The organism is Sphingomonas sp. 2R-10 (genome assembly GCF_030062225.1).
In the GTDB taxonomy this organism is placed as follows: Bacteria; Pseudomonadota; Alphaproteobacteria; order Sphingomonadales; family Sphingomonadaceae; genus Sphingomonas.
This window is the reverse complement of sequence record NZ_JASCXF010000029.1, coordinates 1-19,600: the sequence shown is the minus strand read 5'-3', so window position 1 is coordinate 19,600 and position 19,600 is coordinate 1. Positions and strand designations below refer to the sequence as shown.

The window sequence follows — 19,600 nt, the reverse complement described above, 5'->3', positions numbered from 1 at the left end:
GCTGGGATGACGCCCGGTTTGAACAGGGTGGATCAAACACCTAAGCCACGTCCGCCCCGTACCCCGGCGAAGACCCCGGCCCAGTTGAAGGCCGCCCCCTACAGCTTGAACCCGTAGCGCGCATATTGCCGGTCGATCATCGGCTGCATCCGCCGCGCCAGCGCAAGGTCGCTTGCCGCCTCGGCATCGCGCTTGCTGGCCTTGAGCACCGCCGCACGCAGATACCGGCTGCCCGCCATGTCGGGATTGGCGGCCAGCACCGTGTCGAGGTCGGCCAGCGCCTCGGGATAGCGGCCCATCCGGTACCAGACCAGCGCCCGGCTATCGAGCGCGGCCATCGTGTCGTTGCTGAGTTCGATCGCGCTGGTGCAATCCTTCAGCGCGGTGTCGAGCATGACGCCGCGCGTTCCCTTCGCCCAGCACCGCCCGTTCAGCAGGACCGGCGCCCCCGGCTTCTCGCCGATCAGGCTGTCGTACAGCGCCACCGCTTCCTTCGGATCGCCGAACTCGCCCAGCAGGCTCGCCTTCATCTGGCGCAGGAAAGCGCGCGATTCGCCGCCCAGCGCGATGCGTTCGTCCAGCAGCGCGATCGCCCCCTTCAGGTCGCCGGTCTCCGCCCGAGTTTGTACGACCTGTCCGATCGCATTGTTGGCCGACGGGTCCAGCGCCCGTGCGCGCTCTGCATCGGCCAGTGCCCTGGCCATGTCGCCCATGTTGAACTGGGCATAGGACCGCTGGAGATACAGATCGACGGTGGGTTCGGTGGCGATGATCTTGTCCAGGTCGGCCACCGCCGCGCGATAATCGCCGATCCCGGCCTCGAACGTCGCCCGGCTCTGATAGCCGCTCATCTCGTCGGGGTCGGCGGCAATGGCCTTACCATAGACGCTGCGGATCGCCGCGACCTGGCTCGATTTGGCCAACGTCGCCGGGTCCAGCGTCCAGCGCCGCGGCGTATCGACCGGGGCGACGACGCGCGGGATATTCGCCTTGGCGGTGGCCACCGCATCGCGTTCCGCCGGAATGCGTGCCGCCGGCACCTCCACCCCGGTCAGGTCGAACCGCTCGTCCATCGTCAGCAGCCCGCCCACCAGCCGCGTCGTCCGCCGTACCTTGATCCCCGCCAGGGTCTGGTCGGCATCGGGCGTCCCGTCGAGCGTGAAGCCGCGCCCGCCATCGGGCAGCGTCACCCGGACATGCCGCACCATCGCCATCGGCGGCGGTGCCGCGACCGGAATGTCCTTCCAGTCGGGCCGGCTGCGGTCGGGCGAGAAGTCCATGTCGTCGAGCGCACCGCCCAGCGACCGCTTGCGCCGCCGGTCCTCGACCGACCAGCTGGTGTTGACCACGCCCCGCGCCCGGATCGTCACGTCGCCGGTCGCGGCGTCGGGCGTGATGCTGCCATCGGCGAACTGCCCCTCGCCGATCGTGCCCTGCAGAACCGTGGAGATCAGTTCGCGCTGCTCCTTCGGCCCGACCTGGCTCTTCGCCGCGCGCAGCTGTGCCGCCATCGCACCATGCGTCACCATCGTGACGCTGACCGCGCTGGGCAGGTCGACCGCACCGCTCTCGTCGGCATCGATCGTCAGCTCCACCATCGGCCGCGCGGCGGCGTGCGTCTCGATCTTCATCGGCTGGGCACCGGCGGCTCGCAGCGGCAGGACATAGCCGACGCCGGGCGTATCGCGGATATCGGCGATGCGCGCATTGCTGCCGGTCCCGTCCAGCCACAGCGTCTCGCCGCCGATCGTCGCGCGCACGAACACATGGTTGAACGCCGCCGCGCTCGGCAGGCGTTCGGGCACGAAATCGCCCAGACCGACGCTGGCGATCACCGGCTCCGCCTCGATCCCCATCGTTCGCAGCATCGCCAGCAGCATCACCGTCTTGGCCTTGCAGTCGCCGTAACGGACTTCCCACGTCCTTGCAGGGGTTTGTGGCACATAGTTACCACCATCCATCCCGACCGCGAGATAGCGGATCTTGTCCTGCACCACCTCCAGCGCGCGCTGCGCCCGGCCGATCGGCGTCGGCTCCGCCTTCACGATCGCCGTGACCTCGCCGGCCAGCGGGCTGCCGGCCGCGATCAGTCCGTCGGTGCGGTACAGCGGTTCGAACGTCTTCGACACGTCGGCCCAGTCGGCGAAGCTCGCGACCTCCAGCAGCGGCGGATGGCGGAAGCGTGACGGCGCGTCCTCCGGCATCTCCTTGGCCTTCGCCAGCGGCATGGCGAAGCTCAGCTCGGTCACGTCGCCCTTGCGCACCGGCGTCGCTGCCACGCCATCGGCCAGCAGCTTCCATTTCGGCGCGCTGTCGCTGTTCCACAGATACCTCACCCGTCCGGCGCCGATCCGGATCGGCAGCGCGGGCAGCGCCACGACGTCCTGCACCCGCCCGCCCAGCGCCGGGTCGCGCGCCGTGACCGAGAAGCGCAAGTCGAGCAGGTCGCCAACCTCCAGCCCCTCGACCGCCATCGTCGCGGTCAGGATACCGGTCAGCTCGCGCTGCTCCAGCGACTGTTCGCGGCGCAGTACGGTGAACTTCTGCCCCTTGGCCAGCAGGTCGATCCGCTGCTCGCCGCGCAGGATGGACAGGCCGTGGACGATCAGGTCGCCCTTGTCCGGCGCCCAGGGCAGCGTCAGCGTCGCCGCCTGCGACAGCATCTCGGCGGTCGCGATCCGGGTGCGCTGGTGGACATAGGAGGTCAGCCGGTCGCCATCGATCCGCTTCTGGAAATCCAGCAGCGCCAGCGGCGGCAGCTCGTCGACCGGCCCGGCCGGCATCGCGGGCGGGGCCGCCACCCATGCCGGCGCGGGTTGATAGAGCGGCGTATCGCTCGCCCATGCCAGCGCCGGAACACACACCGCTGCCAGAATCGCAGCCTTCACTACCGCCACACGCGTCACGATCATCCCCCTGTCGCACCGGCCCCCGCCGGTGGTTGGCCAAGGTCTATCGACCCGGCGGGGCTTGTCGAGGGGCAAACCGCGTCCGCACCGGAACGTCATGCTTCCTCCACACCGCCTGCACCGATAGGATCACGCGCAACATGGATGGGAGAGGAACGGAGATGGTCGATCGACGGACGATGCTGGCAGCCGCGCTCGCGCTGCCGGTCGCGGGGCGGGCCGCGGCGGCGCAGCCTGCGCCCCGGCCGGGGACGGCCCCCCTGACCCCATGGCCCCCGCGCGAACATTTCCGCCTCTGGCCGGGCAAGCCGCCCGGCGCGCCGGCGAACCTGCCGGCCTACGCCCCGTCGATGAACGGCCGCCCCGACATGCGCGAGCTGTGGTTGCGTGGCGTCGCCGATCCGGTCGTCGGCATCTTCCGCCCGGCAAAGCCCAACGGCACCGCCGTCCTCTCAATCCCCGGCGGCGGCTACGGCTTCGTCTCTATCGAAAATGAGGGGATCGACGTCGCCAGGGCACTGAACCCCGCGGGCATCACCGTCTTCGTCCTCGCCTACCGCCTGCCCGGAGAAGGCTGGGACGGGGCGCAGGACGTGCCGTTGCAGGACGCACAGCGCGCGATGCGGCTGATCCGCGCCGACGCGGCGCGCTACGGCATCGACCCGGCCAGGCTCGGCGCATGCGGCTTTTCGGCGGGCGGGCATCTCGCCGGATCGCTGACCATCGCCCATGACGAACGCGTCTATGCCCCCGTCGACGCTGCCGACCGGCAATCGGCCCGCCCCGCCTTCACCGGGCTGGTCTATCCGGTCACCACCATCGCCGCGATGGACCGCGGCGGCGCCGGCCGGCCCGATGGCCCGATGCAGGTATATCGGCGCTACGACATCCCCGCCCGGGTGACCGCGCAGGCCCCGCCGGTCTTCCTCGCCCATTCGGTCGACGACCCCGTCTGCCCGGTCGATCAGTCGCTGGCGATGCTCGCCGCCTGCCGCCGCGCGAAGGTGCCGGTCGAGGCGCATCTGTTCGAACGCGGCGGCCATGGCTGGGGCGCGCTGCATGCACCGATGGACAGCCCGCAGCGCGTCTGGACCGACCTGTTCACGCGGTGGATCGGGGAGCGCAAATAGGGCTGTCCTACAACAGCTCACCTGGCCTAACCGTCACCCCGGCGCAAGCTGGGGTGACGATGATGGCTGGAGGAGGGAACGTCACCCACCCCAACGGCGCACGAGTGTGACTTTCGTGACCTTTGGCCTACCCGAACAGCCGCCGCGCGCTGCGGTCCAGCATCACCAGCTGCCACAGCGTCCGGCCATGTTCTGCCCGCCCGGCACGATGCTCGGCCGCCATCCGCTCGACCACATGGGGGTCGAACCATGTCGCCAGCACCGGTGAGCGCGCCAGCGCCGCCGCCTCGTCGGCAAGGCTCGCGCGGAACCACGCGCTGACCGGGGTGACGAACCCCATCTTCGGCCGGTACAGGATCTCGCGCGGCAGCCACGGCTCCAGCGCCTTCTTCATCAACCACTTGCCTTCACCGCCGCGCAGCCGCAGCTTGGCCGGCAGCGTGGCGCAGAACTCGATCAGCCGGTGGTCCAGCAACGGCTCGCGCGCCTCCAGCCCCACCGCCATGCTGGTCCGGTCGACCTTGGTCAGGATGTCGCCCGGCAACCAGTGCCGGAAATCGGCATATTGCGCGCGGTCCAGCCCGTCGCGCGCCGGGGCGGCCCGCATGGTGGCGACATAGCGCTCCTCGCCGCGATAGCCGCCAAGCTGCCGCGCCATCGCCTGTCCGTACAGCCCCTGGCGCACCGCCGGCGTCGTCACCCCGACCGCCTGTGCATAGGCTTCGTCGCCGTCCTGCGCCAACGCCAGCAGCGTCGTCTTGGCGCGGAACGGGCGCGGTGCCCAGTCGGCCTTGGGATACACGTCGCCCAGTGCCCCGAACACCGGCTCGCGCAGTCCCGGCGGCAACAGCGAACGCACCCGCTCCTCCGCCGCATGAAATCTGTAGCGGCGATAGCCGGCCAGCGCCTCGTCCGCGCCATCGCCCGACAGCGCCACCGTCACCCGCTCGCGGGCCAGTGCGCATACCTGATAGGTCGCCAGCGCCGACGCATCGGCAAAGGGTTCGTCGAACGCGTCGACCAGCGTGTCGATCAACGCGAAGTCGTCCGACGCGACGGTGCGCACCGCATGGTCGGTGGCGAAGCGCCTGGCGACGAGCCCGGCCGGCCCGCGCTCGTCATGTCCCGCTTCGTCGAACCCGATGGTGCAGGTCTGCACCGGCGCGCGGCTGGCCTCCGCCATCAGCGCGACGACCGCCGACGAATCGACCCCACCCGACAGGAACGCGCCCAGCGGCACGTCGGCGACCATCCGCGACCGTACCCCCTCGCGCATCCGCTCGACCAGTTCGGCCTGCAACTCGCGCGTGCTGCCGCGCGCCCGGTTCGAGAAATCGATGTCCCACCACCGCACCGGTTGCGGCAGCGAACGCCCACGCTCGATCAGCAGGAAATGCCCGGCCGGCAGCTTCTTCACGCCGGCGACGATGCAGGAATCGTCGGGCACATAGCCCAGCGCCATGTAATCCTCGATCGCCGCCAAGTCGGGCGTCCGCCGCACCATCGGATGCGCCAGCAGTCCCTTCAGTTCCGACGCGAACGCCACCGCGCCGTCGCACAGCTCGACATAATGGAACGGCTTCACTCCCATCCGATCGCGCGCGACGAACAGCGCCTGCCGCCCCGCATCATAGATGGCGAAGGCGAACATCCCATTCAGCCGCGCCAGCATGTCCGGCCCCCATGCCGTCCAGGCATGGAGCAGCACCTCGGTATCGCCCTGCGTCCGGAACACCGCGCCCTTCGCGCGCAGCTCGGCGCGCAGCTCGGCGAAGTTGTAGATTTCGCCGTTGAAGGTGATGATCGCCTGTTCGCCCGGCAACGCCATTGGCTGCGGACTGCCGCCGACATCGATGATCGACAGCCGGCGATGGCCCAGCCCCACGCCCAGCGCGGTCCACACGCCCGATCCGTCGGGGCCGCGATGCGCCTGCGCGTCGGTCATCGCGACGATCCGCGCCGGATCGATCGGCTTGGGATTGGTCGGGTGGAACAGCCCGGCGATGCCGCACATGCTACTGCATCCCCGCCGCGCGGTCGGCGATCCGGTCGATCGGGCCTGCGGCCACCACGAAGTCGGCGATCGCCGCGCGCGGATCATGCCCGTCCTTGCGCGCCGACAGCAGTATCGCGACCCCGCGCTGCGGCCCGCCCAGCAACTTGGCCTTCAGCGTCTCCAGCTTGACTCGGTCGGCGCTGCCGGTCGTCGTCGACCCGATGCGATACCAGGTCGCGACCTCGCGTTCGACCGGGCCGGGCGCGGCCATGCGCAGCGTGGCGCTGCCGGCGATCGGCGCGGTGTCGGCGATCCGTACCCAGCGGTCGTTCTCGCGGATCGCGCCTGTTCCGAACCCTACCAATTCATGCCCCTCGCCCTGCGATCCATAGACGGCGACGACCATGTCGACGCTGCGCCCCCGCCCGTCGCCATAGCGCCCGATCAGGAAATGGTCAGCACCCGGATAGTTCGGCACCCACGGCTCGCCATCCACCGCGATCCGCTGCCACCCCGGCACCGCCGGCAGTTCGATCCGCGCCGGCAATGCCTGCACCCGCCGGTCTACGATCCAGCCCCATCCGGCGAACACGACCGCGACCGCCAGTACCGCCGCCGCCGCCAGTGTGCCGTCGGCGCCGCGCATCGGCATCGCCTGCACGCTCGCCACGTCGAACCACGGCGCATCCGGATCGCGATCGAACCAACGCCACCCGATCGCCAGCACCGCCGCCATGGTCAATGCGAAGAACACCCAGCCATAGACGATATGGTCGAACCCGGTCGCCGCCTCGACCGAGGTCAGATGCGCGGCATAGATCGTCCCCGCCGCGCGGAGGCCGTTCGCCAGCACCGGGACCACCAGCGCCAGCGCCATGAACGCCGCCCGCCGGCGCCATGTGACGTAGCAGACATTGGCGACCAGCGCGCCGTACGCGACCATGGCAATGACGAACTTCGACCCCGAACACGCCTCCGCCACTTCGAAATAGCCGTTGGGGATGGTGATGAGTACCCCGTCGACCGCCGCCGGTACGCCCAGCGCGTGCAGGATCGGCATGGTCAGCGACACCGTCGCCCCCTGCAACCACGGCTCCAGGAAGTCGCCGAACGGCACCAGAAACGCGATATAGGCCAGCGGAAACGCCAGCCCCCGCGCCACCCGCGCGCCCAGCAGCGTGACGACCGCGCCCTGCAGCATCGCTACCAGCCCGGCATGGCGGAACAGCGCGACCGCCGCCGCCTCCCCGACCAGCCACGTCGCCCCGCCCGCCGCGACGATCGCCAGCCCCGGCCACCACGCCTGCGGGGTCAGCTGCGCCAGCTCGCGCCGCCGCTGCCATACCAGCCAGCCGAAGATAGGCGGCACGAACAGGCAATGGCCATAGGTGGTCGAATTCCACCAGATATCGACCATGTCGGCGACATCGCGGTGAAAGATCGCCAGCAGCGCCGCCCACATGCCCCCGAGCGCCGGCAACGACCGCCGCCACGCCGGATCGGCGACCGTCGGTTGATCGAGGGCGATACCGGTCATGCCAGTCCCAGCAGTCCGGCCAGCGGCGCCAGTCGCGCTTCCCAGCCATAGCGCTCGATCGTCCGCGCCCGTGCCGCCACACCCAGTGCCGCCGCCCCCGCCGGATCGTCCAGCACCGCCGCGATCTCGCGCGCGAACCCGGCCGCATCGCCGGCGACGCGGATCGTGCCCCGATGATCGATCCCCTCCGCCGCCGCGCTCGACGCCACGACCGGGCGGGCCATCGCCATCGCCTCCAGCACCTTGTTCTGAATACCGCGCGCCAGCAGCAGCGGCGCGACGACCACCGCGGCGGCGGCGATCCAGCCGCGCACATCGGCGACCTCGCCGGTCACGATCACCCGCTCGCCCGCCAGCGCCCGCACCGCCGCGCTCGGCCCCCGCCCGACGATCGCGAAGCGTGCGCCGGGTAGCAGCGGGAGCACCTCGCCCACGAACCAGCGCACCGCATCGATGTTCGGCCGGTAATCCATCTGCCCGGTAAACACGATCAGCGGTCCGGCCGCCTCGACCGGCGTCACCCCGGCCGGATCGAAGAACGCGGTATCGATCCCGTTCTCGATCGCGAACACCGCCTCGTCGTCCGCCTGTCCACGAAACAGCGCCGCCTCCGCCTCGCTGACCAGCAGCGTCGCGACCGCACGGTCGGCGATCCCGCGCTCGAACCGGCCGAGCAGCCGCCCCTCGCGCCGCATCATCCAGCGCATGGCCCCACGCGCATCATCGGCATAGGCGGCAAACTTCGCCGAATCCACGTCGACGAAATCCATCACGAACCGCGCATCGGCCGGCAGATACTGCGCCATCTGCCCCGAATAGACATAGACCGCGTCATAGCGCCGCTCGCCCAGCAGCCGCGTCACCTCCGCGCGCATCGCGGGGCTGTCGAACGCCGCCTCCGACACCGTCCGCCCCTGCGCCAGCGCTTCCACCGCCGCCCGCGCATTGCCCTTGGTCCGCGGCAGGACCGTCGCGCTGGCGCACCATTGCCGCAGCGCATCGTCATGACCCAGGTCGCGCGGATCGTCGGCAAAGCTCGCCAGATGCACCCGCCCCAGCGTCGACAGATGCCGCATCACATGGTGGCTGCGCACCTTGTCGCCACGATCGGGGGGATAGGGAACGCGGTGGGCGAGGAGCAGGATCTCGCTCACCCCAGCCCCTTCGCGATGAACGGCCCGACCCGGTTGGCGACCGCGACCGGCAGCTTCTGCCACGCCGCGATCTTCAGCCGGTATCGGGGGTTGAGCGGGCTCGCATCGCGGGGGCTTGCGCCATCGGCGGTCCACGTCGGATAGCCCAGCGGCTCGCCGGCAAAGCCCCAGTTCTTCTTGTACGCCGCCGGCCCGGTCCCGGCCTTCGACCGCCCGAAATCGAACGCGGTGCATCCGCGCTGCCGGGCATGGCGCATCAGTTCGAAATACATCCGCTCGTTGGCGCGCAATCCCCGCGCCGCCGCCGTGCCGCCGCCCCAATAGGGATAGACCGTGCCCCGCCAATAGACCGACAGCACGCTCGCCACCGCGACGCCGTCATGCCGCACGGTCAGCACATCGGCATCCGCGCCGAACCGCTCGATCACCTCGGCGAACAACCGTCGCGGAAACACCGGCGTGCCGAGGTTGCGCACCGAAGTCCCATAGACGTGGAAATGCTCCGCCAGCGCCGCCTCGTCCCGCCCGACCGCGATCTCGAACGGCTCGGCCAGCGCCTTGCGCACATCGGCCCGCTGCTTGCGCGGGATCGCCAGCAATTCGGCGTCGTCGTCGACTGCCAGCGGCCGGACGAACCCGACATAGCGCGTATCGTCCCACGTCCAGCCTGCGCCTTCGACCGGCGCGCCCCCGCGCATCTCGATCGTCGGACAGCCAAGCTCCCGCGCCGTCGCGACCGCAGCCGCCGCCAGCACCTGCGCCGCGCCCGGATCGGTGGTCAGGATACCGCCACCCACCCCGAACCCGGTCGATACCAGCGCCGCCCCGAACAACGGCGACCGTATCCGGGTCAGCGGCACCAGCCCGACGAGTTCGCCCTCCGCCTCGGCCAGCAACATCCGGAACCGCTGCCCGCATCCCGCGGCCGTCGCCTCGCCCCAAACGGGCAGGTGGAACGGCGTGCCCCCGGGCTGTGCCGCCACGAACGCCGCGATCCGCGCGCGTTCGCCCGGATCGTCCAGTCGCGCCTGCCGCACGACAGGGGTCACAACGCGCCCGCGCGGTCCGCGACGATCGCGTCGGCCCGGCCCCATTCATGGTTCGCCATCAGCCGTTCGAGCTTGCCCGCCATCGCCCCCAGCCGCGAATAATGCCGCACCTTCGACTTCAGCGGCGCGGTCTTCACGCGTGGCTGGCCCGGATCGATCTCCCACGGATGGAAATAGAACATCGCCGGATGTGCCTCGACGCGGTTGCTGCGCACCACCGCATCCTCGACTACCCGGTTGGGCAGCAGGCGGAAGAACCCGCCGCCGGCCGACACCTCGCGCCCCAGCACCCTGGCCAGCGTGATCGGCCATTCGATCAGGTCGCTGCCGGCCACCGGCCGGTGCAGCGCGCGGGGCGAATCGGTCCAGCCATAATGATCGTGGCGCAGCGGCGCGACCGACGAGGAATAGGCATAGCCTTCGTCCGCCAGCACGGCGTGCGCCCATGGCGTGCGCTTGTCGATCGAGAAACTGGGCGCGCGATAGCCGGTCACCGCCTGGCCCCCGGCATCCTCCAGCGCGGCCTTCGCCCGGGCCAGATCGGCGCGAAATTCATCCGCCGTGAAGGTAAACACCCGCTGGTGGTCCCACCCGTGGCTCGCCAGCTCGTGCCCGCCCGCGACGATCCGCTGCATCAGCGCCGGAAACCGGTGCGCGACCCAGCCGAGCGTGAAGAACGTCGCCTTGACCCCGCCCGCGGCGAACAGGTCGAGCACCGCGTCGGTATTCGCCTCGACCCGGCATTCGAGCCCGTCCCAGTCGCGTCGGTCGATGACCTTTTCGAACGCGCCGACCTGGAACCAGTCCTCGACGTCGACCGACATCGCGTTGCGCAAGGGAGGGGACATGGCGCGGTCAGCCGGCGTGGCGCATCGACGTCAGGTCGGGGCGGCGCTGATCGCCTTCCACCCAATCGACCAGCAGCGTCAGCACCCGGCGCAACGCCGCATCCTGCTCCTCCAGCCGTTCCTCCAGCGCGGCGATCCGCGCGGTCAGCGCCGCGGTATCGCCATCGCCGACCGGCGCGACCACAGGCTCCGTCCCGGCCGGCACCGACCAGTTGTCGGGCTCGACCACCGACAGGTGGATCGGACGCGGCGGCATCGGCGGCGGCGGCGGGGTCATCGGCAGCGGATCGGCATCGACCACCGGGGTCGCCTCGGCGACCGGCGCCACGGCGCGCATCACCGGGGCCGCTTCCGGCGCGGTCGTGCCCAGCCCGTCGCCGTCGAGGTCGGCGATCACCTGCTCCACGTCCAGCGCCCCGAACCGATCGATCCCCTCGATCGCACCGTACAGCAGCACGCGGCTGGCCAGCTGGTTCAGCCGGCGCGGGATTCCCCCGGACCAGTGGTGCAGCGCCGCCAGCGATTCGTGGCCGAAGCTCGGGCTGCCGGTCCACCCGACCACGCCCAGCCGGTGTTCCAGATACGGCCCGACCTCTTCCAGCCCCATCGGGTCGAGGTGGTGCATCGCGATCACCCGCTGGCGCAGCTGTTCCAGCCGGTCCGACCCGTATAGTCGCTGGCGGAACTCGGGCTGGCCGAGCAGGAATATCTGCAACAGCGCATAGCCGCCCGCCTGGAAATTCGACAGCATACGCAATTCTTCGATCGACCCGACCGGCAGCGACTGCGCCTCGTCGATCACCAGCAGCGTGCGCCGCCCTGCGCGCGCGACATTGTGCAGGCCGCGCTCAATCTCGCCCAGCAACTGCGCCTTGGTCAGCCCGTGATGATCGACGTCGAGGCCCGCCGCGACCAGCCGCAGCAGGTCGTCGGCCTCGATCTGCGTCGTGACGATGCGGATCACGTTCAGCCGCTCGGCATCGATCGTCTGCATCAGGTGGCCGAGCAGCGTCGTCTTGCCCGTCCCCGGATCGCCGGTGATGACGATGAACCCTTCGCCCTGGCTCAATCCATAGCCGAGATACGCCATGGCCTTGCGATGCGTGGCGGTGTCGAACCAGAACGCCGGATCGGGCGTAAGCTGGAACGGGCGACCGGTCAGGCCATAATGGTCATCGTACATCTTCATCTCCGTTGGGAGTATCTAACCCCCGATCGGTTGAATGTTCGTTTAGAAACGGAACCCTACCGCCAACAGAGCTTGCGCGATCAGATCGGATTCGCTGCGTTCGACGTCGAAACCGTACACCCCGGCGGTCAGGCTGCCATAGGCGCGGCCGAAGCTGCGATAATAGCCGCCCTGCGCCCCGCCGCCCCATGCGTCCAGCCCGCCCTCGATTCCGCTGGCGAAATAATTGGTATAGACGTCGGCGGTGATCGACGACCGGCCGTCCAGCGCCCATTGGCCGAAGCCCTGGACGTAATAGCTCTGGTCGCGCGTGCGATAGATGACCGCACCGGGCACCGGCGGGATATAGAAGCGCCGGCTGGCATAGCCCGCGCCCAGCCCCAGCCGCGTCGGTCCCCGCGTGATCGAATAGACCGCATCGATTCCCTGCGCGCGGAACGTCGCCGCGCTGACCGACTGGAATACCGGGGTCAGGCACCCGCCAGCATTGGGCGAACCCTCCGGCGTCACCCCGCCGCCGAACACGCAGCCGCCATAGCGTGCCCCGAACGGGTCCTCGCCGCCGATATAGTTGACCGGCAGCTGCGACAGCGAACCGGTCAGCTGGCGCCCGAACGTCGTAACGCTGTCATAGACGCCGACCTGCAACGCCGATGTCGGCCCCGCCTGCCATTGCAGCGACCCCGTATAGCTCATCGACCCATAGCGCCGGCCCAGCCGCGCCTCCAGCGCGGTGCGCGGGCTCGGCCGCCACAGCACGCCCGCGTCCCAGATGATGCCGTCGGTGTCGTACGCGATGCGCGGCGCCGACGCCGGATCGGTCACGAACCGCCCCGCCCCGTCCAGCACCGGGTTGTTCTGCGCATCGCGCAGCGGGTCGCGCTGCGTCACCTCGATCTTCTCGTACCCGACCCCGCCGACCGCGGCCAGCGTGCGGGTGATCGGCACGACGGTATCGACCCGGCCGTACGTGCCCTCGAACTTCTGGTCGAGCTGCCCCGCATCCTCGCGCAGCCACGCGCCCGACACGGTGAACCCGATCGGCAGCAGCGTGCCCGCGCGCGTGCCGGCGCTGCCCATCACCAGGTGGCTGGTCGCTTCGTCGTAATAGTCCAGCCGTCGCTGACCCGGCGCCAGATCGACGACACCCGGCGTCTCCGCCTTCACATAGCCGAACTGATAGGTGCCGTTGACCGCGAACGGCCCGACGCGCGTGTTGATGCTGGGACCGGCATACAGGCCATAGACCTGCGCGGTGTTGACGTTGCTGGCATTGACCAGCGGACCGAAGCCACCGCCACGCGTGTCGCCCTGCGCCCGCGTCGCGATCGCGCCGCCCTCGAGATTCAGCCAGCGCGTGATCGCGACGTTGGCGCGCGCCAGACCCGAATGGATGCTGCCGCTGCCGAAACTGTCGCCCCAGTCGACCAGGCGCTGATACTGGTAATTGGCCTGTACCTGCACCCGCTGCGTCGTGACCGTCGCATCGACGCCCGCGGTCAGCTGGGTATAGGTGACGACGTCGCCATCCTTCAGGTCGGCGAGCAGCACCTGCCCCGCCTCGACATAGGGCGATATCTCGACCCGCTGCGCTAAGGCCGGCGTCGCCGTGGCGGCGACCGCGACGGGAAATGCCAGCCAGCGCATCATTCGGCGTCCTGTCCGTAATAGCCGAAGCGCGCACCCTCCGCGCGGTACGTCGTGGCATTCAGCAGCAGCTGGATTTCCTCGCATCCATCGAGCAGCGCCACCGCCTCGCGCAGGTCGGATTCGCTGCTGCGATCGGCGCGGACCACCAGCACCGTCTGCCCGACCAGTGATGCCAGCACGGCGGCGGGGGATGCCGCCAGCGCCGGCGGCGAATCGAAGATGACGATACGGTCGGGATCGGCGGTCAGCAGCCGCGTAAGCACGTCGTGCGCATGGTCGCTGCGCAGCAATTCGGTATCAGCATGGGTCCGCTTGCCCGCCGGCAACAGCGACAGCTGCGGCACGTCGGTCGGAATGACCAGCTGTTCGATATCGATCGCCGGATCGCCCAGCGCGTCGAGCAATCCCGGTCCGGCGGGCAGTCCCAGCCGGGCGAGAATGTCGGGCTTGGCGAAATCCGCATCGACCAGCAGGATGTGGAGGTCGCGCTCTGCCGCCAGTGACAGCGCAAGGTTGATCGCGCAGAACGTCTTGCCGTCGCCCGGCTGCGCCGAACACACCAGCACCATCCGCGCCGCCTCCGGGTCGCGCTTCTCGACATCCGCTGCGGTCGTCAGCAGCTGGCGCTTCACCAGCCGGAACTCCTCCGCCAGCGCGGTGACCGGGCCGCCGGGTACCAGCATCCCGGCCTCGGCCAGCATCTCGCGATCGATCCGCGCCGGTTCGACCGGGCGGATGCGCGCGGGCGGCATCTTGCGCGCGGGTGCCTTCGCCACCGGCACGGGGGCCGGCGGCGCCGGCGGCAGGTCGGGCATGGCGACGGGCGGCAGGCCGGCCTTGGGCCCCAGCTGCCAGCGGTCCGCCGCGCGTTCCAGCAACGAGGCGCGCATGGCCCGGTGCGATTGGTCGTTCACTTGCGTTTCCCCACTCACGCCACCAGCCCGCGTTGGGCGAATTCCAGCCCCAGCAACAGCACGAACGCCGCCATCAGCGCCCCCGCCCCGCCCGCGAACAGCTTCAGCCGCCGCTTGCGTTCGGACTTGACCGCATCGGTCACCACTTCGCCGATCGCGCCCAATACCGGCATGCCGCTGATCTTTTCCAGCTTCTGTGCGGTAGCGAAGCTGGTCCGCAGCCGGCTGAGCGCGAACGCCACGCCGACGCCGGCCCCGATGCCGACGACCAGCACGCCCAGCAGCAGCAGCGGCCGGTTCGGCGCTGCCGGCGCGCGCGGCTGGGTCGGCGGGTCGATCACGCTGAACTTCACCGCATCGGTATCGGTCTGCACGCTGCTGCGCAGCCGCACCTGTTCGCGGTCCTGGAACAGCTCGTCATAGTTCGACTTGAGCGATGCGATATCGCGGTCCAGCTGCGACTGCTGCGCCGCCGCCTGCGGATCGGCCGAAATCTTGGCCTGCAAGCCGTTCAGTTGCCCTTCGATCTGCTGCTTGCGCTGCTGCAGTTCCGCGACGCGCGCCTGCCGGTCGCCCTGCGTCGCGCGCAGCTGCAGGTAGAACGGATTGGGCGATGCCGCGGTCCCGCCGCTCACGCCACCCCCTTCGCCGCGCGCCGCCGCCCGTGCGGACGCCAGCTGCCGGTTGAGCGCCACCATGTCGGGATGCGCGTCGGTCCAGCCGCGGCTGCGCCCCTCGGCGATCTGCCCCTCGATCGCGTTCAGCCGCGCGCGTGCCGGCCCGACCATCGCCGTTCCCGCCGCTCCCGGCAGCGTCGCCGCGGTCCCCGCCATCTGCGCATTGGCCGCGTTCAGGCTCGACTGCGCCGCCGCCAGATCGCCGTCGATCTGTGCCAGCTCGCTACGCGCGTTCGACATGCGGTCGTCGAGCGACCCGGTACCCGGCAGCATCGCCATATATTGCGCCTGGAACGCCTGCCGCCGCGCTTCCGCATCGGCCAGCTGCTTCTGCCGCTGCGACAATTGCTGGTCGAGGAAGCGCAGCGACTGCACCGTCGCGTCGCGGTCGCTGGCCAGATTGGATTCGACGAAGATGTCGATCATCTTCTGCACGACCTCGCGCGCGACCTTCGGATTGCCCGACGTCGCCGAAATCTCGAACAGATTGTCCTGCTGCGCGGTCAGCTTGATCGCGTTCTGGAGCGACGCCACCCGGTCCGCCACGTCGCGGTCGCTGGCGACGGTGTCGTTCAGCGACGTGCCCCGCACCACCTTTTCTAGGTTCACGGCCGACGTCAGCGTCTGGCGGATGCGGTCGATATTCTTCGCCTGATCGTTCTGCGCGACGGCGGCTTCCGCCCCAGGCAGCACCTGGCGCATCTGCACCATGATCCGCGCGGTCGATTGATAGCTGTTGGGAATCTGGCTGACCGCCAGCCACCCGCCCAGGCACACCACCCATGCGATCGCCAGCGCGATCCAGCGCCGCTGCCAGATCGCGTGCAGCGTCAGCTTCAGTTCGTCGTACAGCCCGTCCATCTCAGAACATGCTTTCGGGAATGATGATGACGTCGCCCGGCTGCAGCTTCACATTGGCCGACGAATCGCCGTTCTTGAGCAGGCTGGAGATACGCAGCCCGAACTCCGACTGCTTGCCCGTCGCCCGGTCGTACCGGACCAGCCGCGCGCGATTGCCCGCCGCATACTGGTTCAGCCCGCCGACGGTAATCATCGCGTCGAGCAGCGTCATGTTGGCGCGATACGGGATCGACGCCGGCTTCTCGGTCGCGCCGACCACCCGCACCTGCTGGCTGAACGTGCCGGAGAAATTCTCGACGATCACCGAAACCAACGGGTTCGTCACATATTCGCCCAGCGCCAGCTTCAGGTCGTCGGCCAGCATCGCCGGCGTCTTGCCGGTGGCGGGCATGTCGTTGATGAGCGGCGTGGTGATCCGCCCGTCGGGGCGCACCTGTACCTTGGTCGACAGTTCGGGGTTGCGCCATACGAAGATGCTCAGCTGGTCGAGCGGGCCGATGACATAGGCCTCGCCCGGCGCTTCCTTCGCCTGCACGAACGCGGCGGGCGGCAGTTCGGGGCGCGTCGCCCCCCCGGCGCACCCGCCCAGCACCGCGCAAAGTGCTACACCCGTGCCAAAACCATGCCTGCGACGCATTCGAATACCTCGTAACCAACAAGCGCAGCCGCTGGGGTACTGCGCAGGACTTCACCTGCTATGCTGCCAAAGGGGTAAAGATAGGGTTGAGTATAGCCCGCTTTCGCACCCAACGCACCACCGCCGCATACCGTTCGTCTCAGCACTTTCCCGGAATGAACCACTCGCGCGCCGGCGCATGACCCAGGAACGCCGATGGGCTTGCGGTTGCGCCATACGCCCCCGCCTGGAACAGGACGATGGTATCGCCCACCGCGACCTGCGGCAGCAACACCCGGTCGGCCAGCCGGTCGAGCGGCGTGCACAGGCACCCCACCACCGACGCGGTAATCGTCGGCCCGGCATCCATCCGCTCCGCCACCGCCACCGGATAGTTGCGTCGCACCACCGTACCGAAATTGCCGCTGGCCGCGAGCTGATGGTGCAGCCCGCCATCGACCACGACGAACCATTCGCCGCCGCTCTCCTTCACATCGACCACCCGGGTGCAATACACCCCCGCCTCGCCGACCAGCCACCGCCCCAGCTCGACCGCGAACCCCGTCTCCGCCAGCACCGCGCCGCGCGTGGCCAGCGCTTCGCCCAGCGCCGCGCCGACCGCTTCGACATCCACCGGCCGATCGCCCGCGAAATAGGGGATGCCGAACCCGCCGCCCAGATTGACGAACGCCGGCGCCGCCCCCGCCTCGTCCGCCAGCCGCCCGGCCAGCGCCAGCGTCGCCGCCTGCGCCTCGATGATCGCCGCGGTATCCAGCGTCTGCGATCCGGCGAATATGTGGAAGCCATGCCAGTCGGCACCGGCCGCCACCAGCCGCCGCACCAGCGCGGGCAGCCGCACCGCGTCGATCCCGAACGGCGACGCCCGCCCGCCCATCCGCATCCCCGACCCGCGCAGCTCGAAATCGGGGTTCACCCGCACCGCGATGCGCGGGGTCAGCCCCAGCCGTTCGCCGATCGCCAGCGCCCGGTCGGCCTCGCCCTCGGATTCGACATGCAGCGTCGCGCCTGCGCCGATCGCCTGCGCCAGTTCGTCGTCGCGCTTGCCCGGCCCGGCAAAGCTGATCGCCGCCGCCGGTTTCACCGCCAGCGCCATGGCCAGCTCGCCCCCCGACGCCACGTCCAGCCCGTCGACCAGCGGGCCGATCGCGTTCAGCAGGTCGCCGTGCGGGTTCGCCTTGATCGCATAATGCACCCCGACCCCGCCCGGCAGCGCCGCGCGCAGCCGCGCCACCCGCGCCGCGATCGCGCCGCCATCGTACAGGAACGCTGGCGTATCCCCAGCCTGCGCCAGCAACGCCGCGAAATCCTCGCCGCCGACGATCAGACGTGACTGGCCGGAAAAGGCAGGCGGAATGGGACCGATCGGCTTCATGCGACCGCCGCCTGCGCCAGCGCGCGAATCGCCACCCGGTCCAGCTTGCCATTGGCGTTGCGCGGCAGCGCCTCGACCCAGACATAATGCGACGGCTGCTGGAAATTCGGCAGTTCCCGCCGCAGCCGCGCACGCACCGCACCTTCCGCGTCCGCCACCGCCGCCCGCGCGACGACGGTGATCGCCTGCCCCTGCCGTTCGTCGGGCAGGCCAACCGCCACCGCCTCGGCCACCTCGCCGCCGGCCAGCACCGCCTCCTCGACCTCGGTCGGACTAATCCGGTTGCCCGCGACCTTCATCATCTCGTCATCGCGCCCGACGAAGCGCAGCAGCCCGTCCACGCCCAGCGCGACGGTATCGCCCGACCACACCGCCATCCCCCCGCTTTCCATCCAGTCCGGGGCGGCACGAAACCGCGCCGCCGTCCGTTCGGCATCCCGCCAATAGCCCTGCGCCACCAGCGCCCCGGCATGGACCAGTTCGCCCGCCTCGCCGATGTCCGCGCGGCTGCCATCGGCACGCACCACCGCCACCTCGGCAAGAGGGATCGCCGACCCGATCGCCTCGGGATGGGCGTCGACCAGCGCGGGGTCGAGATAGGTCGACCGGAACGCCTCGGTCAGCCCGTACATCGCGTACAGGTCCGCCCCGCCGAACCGCGCGCGCAACGCCCGAACCATCCGCGGCGTCAGCGCCCCGCCCGAATTGGTCAGCCGCCGCAGCCGCGCTGCAACCGCATCGGGCCAAGCCGCCTCCAGCAACTGCGTCCACAGCGGCGGCACCCCGGCCAGCGTCGTCGCGTCGAACCGTTCGACCGCCTTCACCACGTCGCGCGCGGTCAGATAGTCGAGCGGCACCACCGCCGCGCCCGCCACCCAGCTCGAAAACAGCTGGTTCTGCCCGTAATCGAAACTGAGCGGCAGCACCGCCAGCACCCGGTCGACCGGCGTCAATTTCAAATAATGCGCGACCGACACCGCCCCCAGCCACAGATTGGCATGGCTCAGCATCACCCCCTTGGGCCGTCCGGTCGATCCGGAGGTATAGAGGATCGCCGCCAGCGCATCGGTATCGACGTCGAGGGCGACGACCGGCGGACCTTCGGGCGTATCGGTCACCACGCGACAGTCCGCCGGTACGTCGCCGGTTTCCAGCGACGCCACCCGCGATTCCGCCGTGACCAGCATGGTCGCACCGCTATCGGCAAAGATATGCGCGACCTGCGCCCGTTTCAGCGCCGGATTGACCGGCACGTGCACCGCCCCGATCCGCGCCGCCGCCAGCGGCATCACGCACGCGGCCCGCGTCTTGGGCAACCACGTCGCCACCCGGTCCCCCGCCGCCACGCCCATCGCGCGCAGTCCGCCGGCCATCGCCGCAACGGCCGCTTCCAGTGCAGCATAGGTCATGACGCCGGCCCGATCGACCAACGCCACCGCCTCCGCCGCGCCGCACGCCGGCAACCGGTCGATCCGCCGGGCAACTGGGTTCACGGGCATCATCCTCGCCTCCTAGCGCCGATCGCGAGCCAGATACAGGTCATGCGCCATCTGCGCGGCGCACGCCTTCACGGTGCCCGACACCGTCGTACGGAACCGCATGACCGGCACTCATCGCGCAACGCACCCTCAAGGGGTACCCCCCGGCGCCCTCAACGCATAACCCCAACCCCTACCC

General features: G+C 70.0%; 14 protein-coding genes. 1 reads left to right on the top strand and 13 read right to left on the bottom strand.

All coding sequences use genetic code 11. The features are described from left to right. Nucleotides 1-98: 98 nt before the first annotated feature. On the bottom strand, nucleotides 99-2,912 hold the full coding sequence (locus QLH51_RS13885) for a DUF3857 domain-containing protein (RefSeq protein WP_206429179.1): 2,814 nt from the start codon (nucleotides 2,910-2,912) through the stop codon (nucleotides 99-101). Between the two features lie 158 nt (nucleotides 2,913-3,070). On the opposite strand from QLH51_RS13885, the gene QLH51_RS13880 reads away from it, so the two are divergent. Then, nucleotides 3,071-4,039, top strand: a complete 969-nt coding sequence (locus QLH51_RS13880; RefSeq protein ID WP_206429178.1) for a prolyl oligopeptidase family serine peptidase — start codon at nucleotides 3,071-3,073, stop codon at nucleotides 4,037-4,039. Nucleotides 4,040-4,166: 127 nt separating this feature from the next. Here the strand turns inward: QLH51_RS13880 and QLH51_RS13875 are convergent, their stop codons facing one another. From QLH51_RS13875 to QLH51_RS13820, 12 genes are all read right to left on the bottom strand, one after another. Next, entirely contained in the window at nucleotides 4,167-6,053 is a 1,887-nt protein-coding gene (locus tag QLH51_RS13875) for an XrtA/PEP-CTERM system amidotransferase (protein WP_125660371.1), read from the bottom strand. A 1-nt stretch (nucleotide 6,054) separates the two neighbouring features. Next, nucleotides 6,055-7,572 carry an exosortase A gene (gene xrtA / locus QLH51_RS13870; protein WP_125660370.1) on the bottom strand — a complete coding sequence of 506 codons (1,518 nt, stop codon included), beginning with the start codon at nucleotides 7,570-7,572 and terminating at the stop codon, nucleotides 6,055-6,057. After that, complete coding sequence (locus QLH51_RS13865) at nucleotides 7,569-8,726, bottom strand: TIGR03087 family PEP-CTERM/XrtA system glycosyltransferase (RefSeq protein ID WP_206429177.1); 1,158 nt, start codon at nucleotides 8,724-8,726, stop codon at nucleotides 7,569-7,571. The genes xrtA and QLH51_RS13865 overlap by 4 nt, the downstream gene beginning before the upstream one ends. Then, nucleotides 8,723-9,820: a FemAB family XrtA/PEP-CTERM system-associated protein gene (locus QLH51_RS13860; protein ID WP_125660365.1), complete on the bottom strand. Its 1,098-nt coding sequence runs from the start codon at nucleotides 9,818-9,820 to the stop codon at nucleotides 8,723-8,725. The genes QLH51_RS13865 and QLH51_RS13860 overlap by 4 nt, the downstream gene beginning before the upstream one ends. Beyond that, on the bottom strand, nucleotides 9,772-10,623 hold the full coding sequence (locus QLH51_RS13855) for an XrtA system polysaccharide deacetylase (RefSeq protein ID WP_125660362.1): 852 nt from the start codon (nucleotides 10,621-10,623) through the stop codon (nucleotides 9,772-9,774). The genes QLH51_RS13860 and QLH51_RS13855 overlap by 49 nt, the downstream gene beginning before the upstream one ends. Before the next feature lie 7 nt (nucleotides 10,624-10,630). After that, nucleotides 10,631-11,806, bottom strand: coding sequence for an ExeA family protein (locus QLH51_RS13850; RefSeq protein ID WP_125660359.1), 1,176 nt, complete (start codon nucleotides 11,804-11,806; stop codon nucleotides 10,631-10,633). Between the two features lie 48 nt (nucleotides 11,807-11,854). Then, entirely contained in the window at nucleotides 11,855-13,462 is a 1,608-nt protein-coding gene (locus QLH51_RS13845) for a hypothetical protein (protein WP_125660356.1), read from the bottom strand. Continuing rightward, the gene (locus QLH51_RS13840) at nucleotides 13,459-14,376 is read right to left on the bottom strand and encodes an AAA family ATPase (RefSeq protein ID WP_206429174.1); all 918 of its coding nucleotides are present in this window, start codon (nucleotides 14,374-14,376) and stop codon (nucleotides 13,459-13,461) included. Before QLH51_RS13840 ends, QLH51_RS13845 begins: the two co-directional genes overlap by 4 nt. Before the next feature lie 14 nt (nucleotides 14,377-14,390). Further along, entirely contained in the window at nucleotides 14,391-15,914 is a 1,524-nt protein-coding gene (locus QLH51_RS13835; RefSeq protein WP_125660354.1) for an XrtA system polysaccharide chain length determinant, read from the bottom strand. A gap of 1 nt (nucleotide 15,915) precedes the next feature. Continuing rightward, complete coding sequence (locus tag QLH51_RS13830; protein ID WP_125660351.1) at nucleotides 15,916-16,551, bottom strand: XrtA/PEP-CTERM system exopolysaccharide export protein; 636 nt, start codon at nucleotides 16,549-16,551, stop codon at nucleotides 15,916-15,918. A gap of 139 nt (nucleotides 16,552-16,690) precedes the next feature. Continuing rightward, nucleotides 16,691-17,923: a pyridoxal-dependent decarboxylase, exosortase A system-associated gene (locus QLH51_RS13825; protein WP_125660348.1), complete on the bottom strand. Its 1,233-nt coding sequence runs from the start codon at nucleotides 17,921-17,923 to the stop codon at nucleotides 16,691-16,693. After that, the gene (locus QLH51_RS13820; RefSeq protein ID WP_125660345.1) at nucleotides 17,920-19,425 is read right to left on the bottom strand and encodes an AMP-binding protein; all 1,506 of its coding nucleotides are present in this window, start codon (nucleotides 19,423-19,425) and stop codon (nucleotides 17,920-17,922) included. The genes QLH51_RS13825 and QLH51_RS13820 overlap by 4 nt, the downstream gene beginning before the upstream one ends. Between the last annotated feature and the right edge of the window lie 175 nt (nucleotides 19,426-19,600).

What these genes read in the sequence shown, in the direction of transcription:
- QLH51_RS13885 (WP_206429179.1), bottom strand. Translation starts at nt 2,912, where the DNA reads ATGATCGTGACGCGTGTGGCGGTAGTGAAGGCTGCGATTCTGGCAGCG.
- QLH51_RS13880 (WP_206429178.1), top strand. Translation starts at nt 3,071, where the DNA reads ATGGTCGATCGACGGACGATGCTGGCAGCCGCGCTCGCGCTGCCGGTC.
- QLH51_RS13875 (WP_125660371.1), bottom strand. Translation starts at nt 6,053, where the DNA reads ATGTGCGGCATCGCCGGGCTGTTCCACCCGACCAATCCCAAGCCGATC.
- xrtA (WP_125660370.1), bottom strand. Translation starts at nt 7,572, where the DNA reads ATGACCGGTATCGCCCTCGATCAACCGACGGTCGCCGATCCGGCGTGG.
- QLH51_RS13860 (WP_125660365.1), bottom strand. Translation starts at nt 9,820, where the DNA reads ATGGGGCCGGGCCGACGCGATCGTCGCGGACCGCGCGGGCGCGTTGTG.
- QLH51_RS13855 (WP_125660362.1), bottom strand. Translation starts at nt 10,623, where the DNA reads ATGTCCCCTCCCTTGCGCAACGCGATGTCGGTCGACGTCGAGGACTGG.
- QLH51_RS13850 (WP_125660359.1), bottom strand. Translation starts at nt 11,806, where the DNA reads ATGTACGATGACCATTATGGCCTGACCGGTCGCCCGTTCCAGCTTACG.
- QLH51_RS13845 (WP_125660356.1), bottom strand. Translation starts at nt 13,462, where the DNA reads ATGATGCGCTGGCTGGCATTTCCCGTCGCGGTCGCCGCCACGGCGACG.
- QLH51_RS13835 (WP_125660354.1), bottom strand. Translation starts at nt 15,914, where the DNA reads ATGGACGGGCTGTACGACGAACTGAAGCTGACGCTGCACGCGATCTGG.
- QLH51_RS13830 (WP_125660351.1), bottom strand. Translation starts at nt 16,551, where the DNA reads ATGCGTCGCAGGCATGGTTTTGGCACGGGTGTAGCACTTTGCGCGGTG.
- QLH51_RS13825 (WP_125660348.1), bottom strand. Translation starts at nt 17,923, where the DNA reads ATGAAGCCGATCGGTCCCATTCCGCCTGCCTTTTCCGGCCAGTCACGT.
- QLH51_RS13820 (WP_125660345.1), bottom strand. Translation starts at nt 19,425, where the DNA reads ATGATGCCCGTGAACCCAGTTGCCCGGCGGATCGACCGGTTGCCGGCG.